Source organism: Mesorhizobium sp. M1A.F.Ca.IN.020.06.1.1, from assembly GCF_004023265.1.
In the GTDB taxonomy this organism is placed as follows: Bacteria; Pseudomonadota; Alphaproteobacteria; order Rhizobiales; family Rhizobiaceae; genus Mesorhizobium.
Window position 1 is genome coordinate 1 of record NZ_RZSR01001801.1, and the last position, 457, is coordinate 457.

A 457-nucleotide genomic window follows, 5' to 3' on the forward strand; every position below is an offset into this window, starting at 1 on the left:
ATACGAGGGTTTATCACGTTTTGCAAACATGAGGATTACTCATATTCAGAAAACGAGGAGATCGAGATGACCGACACGTCACAGAAACCGATTTTGATCCTGGGCGGCACCGGCAAGACCGGCCGGCGGCTGGCCGAACGGTTGATCGCCCGCAGGATCCCGGTGCGGATCGGCTCCCGCGCAGGCACGCCTCCCTTCGACTGGTCGGACAAGAACACCTGGGGCGCGGCCCTCGACGGCGTCGGCGCCGTCTACATCAGCTACTATCCTGACATCGCGGTGCCGGGCGCCGCCGAAACTGTCGAGGCGTTGGCCAAACTTGCCGTCGAGCGCGGCATCAAGCGGCTGGTGCTGCTCTCCGGTCGCGGCGAGACGGAGGCTCAGCGCGCCGAGGAAATGGTCAAGGTCTCCGGTGCCGATTGGACGATCCTGCGCTGCTCATGGTTCTCGCAGAATT

1 protein-coding gene is annotated in these 457 nt (G+C 62.6%); it reads left to right on the plus strand.

Translation table 11 applies throughout. The annotated features are described in order from the left end of the window. Positions 1-66 precede the first annotated feature (66 nt). Positions 67-457 (plus strand): NAD(P)H-binding protein (locus EOA60_RS36980; RefSeq protein ID WP_164899968.1); only part of this gene is annotated, 391 nt, incomplete at its 3' end.